General features: G+C 70.2%; 3 protein-coding genes. 2 read left to right on the top strand and 1 reads right to left on the bottom strand.

Annotated elements, in window-relative coordinates; genetic code table 11:
* Positions 1–157 precede the first annotated feature (157 nt).
* Entirely contained in the window at positions 158–1,378 is a 1,221-nt protein-coding gene (locus ACFU8Q_RS38825; protein ID WP_384464100.1) for a trypsin-like serine peptidase, read from the bottom strand.
* 329 nt (positions 1,379–1,707) lie between these two features.
* On the opposite strand from ACFU8Q_RS38825, the gene ACFU8Q_RS38820 reads away from it, so the two are divergent.
* Positions 1,708–3,087, top strand: a complete 1,380-nt coding sequence (locus tag ACFU8Q_RS38820; RefSeq protein ID WP_384464097.1) for a diaminobutyrate--2-oxoglutarate transaminase family protein — start codon at positions 1,708–1,710, stop codon at positions 3,085–3,087.
* Between the two features lie 29 nt (positions 3,088–3,116).
* Positions 3,117–5,006, top strand: a complete 1,890-nt coding sequence (locus ACFU8Q_RS38815; RefSeq protein WP_384464094.1) for an IucA/IucC family protein — start codon at positions 3,117–3,119, stop codon at positions 5,004–5,006.
* The last annotated feature ends 213 nt before the right edge of the window (positions 5,007–5,219 follow it).

Genomic DNA, 5,219 nt, shown 5'->3' with positions numbered 1-5,219 from the left:
GGCCATCGGTCGTTCGATGACGGGGCGGTCCGTGCTCCGTGCCACGTGGACACCGTCCACCCGGAGCAACGGAAGGGCCCCCGGCGGGCAACTGCCGCGCAAGGGGCCCTGATGGACCGTCACCGTCACCCGAACCGGTCCGGGTGACGGTCCGTCGTCACTGTCCCGCGTACTTCTTGCTGACCGATTCGTAGACACCCTTGGCTTCCTTGCCGAACCGCGGCCCGGCCAGCCAGCCCGCCGTCACCGGGCCGATGGAGGTGTTCGAGACCAGCGCGGGCTTGCCGTCCTGGCCCGCCGCGACCCAGCCACCACCGGAGGCACCACCGGTCATGGTGCAGCCGATGCGGTACATCGTGGGGTCCTGCGCGGTCAGCGAGAGCCGGCCCGGCTTGTCAGCGCACTGGAATGCCTTCTGACCGTCGTACGGCGGAGCGGCCGGGAAGCCGGTGGCCGTCATGCCGGCGATCTCCGGTACGGCCGGGGCGTTGAAGTCGACGGGCAGCGCGGAGCCGACCGTCTCTTCCAGGGACTTGCCCGTCGAGCCCTTCTCCGGCGTGACGTGCAGTACCGCGAAGTCGTACGGGGCACCCTGCCCGCCGACCGAGGAGCCCTGCGAGATCCACTGGTCGGACGTCTGCGCCCACTGACCCCACCACACGCCGTAGGGGGCGATCTCCTGCTTGGTCGCCTTCTGCAGCTCTGCGGTCGACAGACCGCTGTTGTTGTACGAGGGCACGAAGGCGATGTTGCGGTACCAGCCGCCCTTCTTGCCGGCGTGCACACAGTGTCCGGCGGTCCACACCAGGTTGGACTTCCCGGGGTGCGCCGGGTCCTTCACCACGGTCGCGGAGCAGACCATGGAACCCTCGGGGCTGTCGAACAGCAGCTTCCCGGACTCCGCGGCGTTGGCGTGGTACGGCGTCCGGACGCCGGTGGCCTGGACCGGTGCGGGCGTCGGGTCCGTCACGCCCACATCGCCCGAGATGTCATTGTCGACCGGCTTCTCCGGCGACTTGTCGGCATCCCGCATCCGGTCCGGGTCCCAGAGGCCCTCGATGATCGGATTGACGAAGTCCTTGGCCTCGCGCAGCCACTTGTCCCTGTCCCAGTTCTTCCACTCGCCGTTCCTCCACTGGTCGAGGTCGATCCCGTGTTCCTTGAGCCGGTCCTTCAGATCGTCCGGAATGGTGATCTTGCCGTCCGAGGACTGGCCGGCCGGGCTGACCGGCTTGTTGCCGGCATTGTCCTCGTCGGGCCCGCAGGCGGTGGCGGTGAGTGCGAGGACCGCGGCGACCGCGGCCACGGCGAGCGCCGAGGAACGCGTGCGGCCTGCGCTCCCCCGACGGGTGGTGGGAACTGGTCGAATGAGTCGCATGTCGTGATCCCCCTGGGACTTCGTAACTCAACGCTTCTGTACTGCACTTCGGCACTGCTCCGAGCCGTTTGCTCCGAACGTCCGGCGGACACCCGAAAAACTGCCCGAGCCCTCCGTGCGGCCCCCACTATGCCGGTGCCGATGGGGACGGTACGCAGCAGGGCCACGGTTCCGCCCCCGCAAGGATCTTCGGATTTACCCGTGATCCACCGCGACCGGCGTCGTTGGTACGTGCGAGGGACTCGAGGACAGCGTTCATCCCCGCAGTCCGTCCGTACGCCGACGTACTGACGTGCAACGCAACTGTTACAGCAGGAGGACCAACAGCCGTGGCCGTGACCGAACCAGCTCCGGTGGCAGCACCGGCGGTGCACGAGGGGATCCTGCGCCGCCAATCGCTGCGCGAATCCGCCGCCCGTACCTACGCGCGCTCTCTGCCGATCGTGCCGGTACGGGCCCGTGGGATGACCATCGAGGGTGCGGACGGGCGGCGATATCTCGACTGTCTCTCCGGGGCCGGCACCCTGGCGCTCGGGCACAACCACCCGGTGGTCCTGGAGGCGATCAGGAACGTGATCGACTCGGGCGCACCGCTGCACGTGCTCGATCTCGCGACCCCGGTCAAGGACGCCTTCACCACGGAGCTGTTCGCCACCCTGCCGCGGCAGTTCGCCGACAATGCCCGGATCCAGTTCTGCGGACCGGCCGGTACGGACGCCGTGGAGGCGGCGTTCAAGCTGGTCCGTGCCGCGACCGGCCGCAGCGGACTCCTCGCCTTCACCGGCGCCTACCACGGGATGACGGCGGGAGCCCTGGCCGCGTCGGGCGGCGCCGAGGACGTACGTGTGACGCGGCTGCCCTTCCCGCAGAACTACCGCTGCCCCTTCGGTATCGGCGGCGCGCGCGGCGCGGAGACGGCCGCCCGTTGGACCGAGAGCCTCCTGGACGATCCCAAGGGAGGCGCACCCGCGCCGGCCGGAATGATCCTCGAACCGGTGCAGGGGGAGGGCGGCGTGAACCCCGCCCCCGACGACTGGATGCGCCGGATGCGCGAGATCACCGAGACCCGGTCCGTCCCCCTGATCGCCGACGAGGTCCAGACCGGCGTCGGTCGCACCGGTGCCTTCTGGGCGGTCGAACACAGCGGGATCGTGCCCGATGTGATGGTGCTCTCCAAAGCCATCGGCGGTTCTCTCCCACTCGCGGTGATCGTCTACCGCTCCGAGCTCGACACCTGGCAGCCGGGCGCCCACGCCGGCACCTTCCGGGGCAACCAACTCGCGATGGCGGCCGGTACGGCCACCCTTTCCTTCGTGCGGGAGAACCAGCTCGCCGAGCGTGCCGCGATGCTCGGAGCCCGGATGATCGCACGCCTTCAGGCGCTGGCCACGGACCACTCGTCCATCGGAGACGTCCGCGGACGGGGCCTGATGATCGGAGTGGAACTCGTCGACCCCGAGGCCGCTCCGCAGGGCGGTAGTCCCGAGCCACCGCCTGCCTCGGGCCTCGCCGCTGCCGTCCAACAGGAATGTCTGCGCCGCGGGCTCATCGTCGAACTCGGCGGACGCCACTCGACCGTCGTGCGGCTCCTGCCGCCCCTCACTCTCACCGACGAACAGGCAACAGCGGTCGTGGACCGCCTCGCCGACGCCCTGGCAGCCGCCGAGCGCCTGCCGCACCGCAGGAACACGACCGGGTCGATCCACTGACCCCGGACACCATCACAAGGAAGACCGCCGTGAACCCCACCCCCGCGCCCCAGGCCGACGGCCCTCCCCCCACCCAGCAGCGAGGACAGGACGCACACACCGGCAACCTCGTCATCGAGCACACCACCGTGCCGCGCCAGAAGGCGGCACCGCACGACGAGCAGTACGCCGCAAGGTGCACGAACACCGGCGTGGCACCCGCCGACCTCCTCGACCATCCGGATCCGCTGCGCGCCGCCGACATGGCGGGAACCGAGAACCTGCTCCGCTGCTGGGTCCGGGAGAGCGACCTCCCCCGGCCGGCCGGGGATATTCTCCGGATCCCCCTCCCCGCAAGCGGAACCGCGCTGCTCGTTCCCGTCGTCTACTGGTCCGCGACGGGCTGGCACCGCTTCGGCACGCCTGTCCTGGAGGCGGCGCCCGAAGGAGCACCGACGGCCGACGCCGTCACGGTCGCCGCTCTCCTGGGCCGTGAGGCCGACCACCACGAAGGCGCCGACATGGTGGCCCGGGTCGCCGACTCGGTACGGCGGACCGCCGGCTTCATCGCCGAACGGCGTCGCACTCCGGATGCCCCGCCGGAAGCGGACTTCTTTCTCACCGCCGAGCAGTCACTTCTCCTCGGACACCCGCTCCACCCCACCCCCAAGAGCCGCGAGGGCCTTTCCGACTCCGAATCCCGCCGCTACTCACCCGAGTTGCACGGCTCCTTCCCGCTGCACTGGATGGCCGTCGACCGGTCCGTGCTGGCCACCGACTCCGCCTGGACCGACGGAGGCCGACCCGTACCGGCCACGGAACTGGTCACCTCCCACGCCGGAGGAATGCCGCTCCCCGACAACACCGCACCGATTCCGCTCCACCCCTGGCAGGCCCGCGAACTCGGCCACCGGCCCGAAGTGGTCGCCCTGCTCGACGCCGGACTCCTTCACGACCTGGGAGCGCACGGGAAGCACTGGTACCCCACCTCCTCCGTCCGTACCGTGCATCGGCCCGGTGCCGAGGTCATGCTCAAGCTCTCCCTCGGCGTCCGTATCACCAACTCCCGTCGTGAGAACCTCCGCAAGGAACTCCACCGAGGAGTGGAGGTCCACCGGCTGCTCCGCAGCGGACTCGCCGCGCAGTGGCACGCCGTCCACCCGGGCTTCGACATCGTCCGCGACCCCGCCTGGCTCGCCGTCGACGGCCCGGGCGGAGAGCCCGTCGCGGGCCTCGACGTGATGCTGCGCCACAACCCCTTCGGCCCGTACGACGACGCCGTCTGCATCGCCGCGCTCACCGCTCCGCGCCCCTGGCCCGGCCGGGCCGGCATGCGTTCCCGCCTCGCCGAGATCGTTCTCTCCCTGGCCGCCGCCACCGGAAGAGCCGTGGGAGCTGTCGCCACCGAGTGGTTCCTGCGCTACCTCGACCGCGTCGTTCGCCCCGTGCTCTGGCTCGACGCCCACGCGGGCGTGGCGCTCGAAGCCCACCAGCAGAACACCCTGGTGCTGCTCGACCCGCACGGCTGGCCCGTCGGCGGCCGGTACCGCGACAACCAGGGCTACTACTTCCGGGAGTCCCACCGCGCGGCACTGGAGCACCGGCTCCCCGGCATCGGATCGGTCAGCGACACCTTCGTCTCCGACACGGTCACCGACGAACGCTTCGCCTACTACCTCGGTATCAACAATGTGTTCGGCCTGATCGGGGCCTTCGGCGCCCAGCGCCTCGCCGACGAACACGTGCTCATCGCCGCGTTCCGCCGGTTCCTCGGCTCGGCGACCGCACTCGGCTCGCCGCTGCCCGCACATCTGCTGGACAACCCCCAACTGCGCTGCAAGGCCAACCTGCTGACCCGGTTGCACGGCCTCGACGAGCTCGTCGGGCCTGTCGACACCCAGTCCGTGTACGTCACCATTGCCAACCCGCTGTATGTCTGAAGGACGATGACCACCGCCTGAACCGCCGAGAGGAGAGCAATACCGTGGCTCCCGCCGATGCGCACACCGACGCCGGTCCCGGACCTGCCCCACAGACCGACACGGCCGCCGAGGACACCCTGGACCTGCCGCTCTCCGAAGAGCTCCTCGCCGTGTTCGGGGAGGACACACCGGCCACCGCCGTACAACCGCTGCCGCTGAACGGGCCCGCGT

Origin of the sequence: Streptomyces sp. NPDC057543, assembly GCF_042801895.1 — a bacterium.
In the GTDB taxonomy this organism is placed as follows: domain Bacteria; phylum Actinomycetota; class Actinomycetes; order Streptomycetales; family Streptomycetaceae; genus Streptomyces.
This window is presented reverse-complemented; position numbering and strand designations above follow the sequence as displayed.

Coding starts and splice junctions, on each gene's coding strand:
- ACFU8Q_RS38825 (WP_384464100.1), bottom strand. CDS start 1,378: ATGCGACTCATTCGACCAGTTCCCACCACCCGTCGGGGGAGCGCAGGC.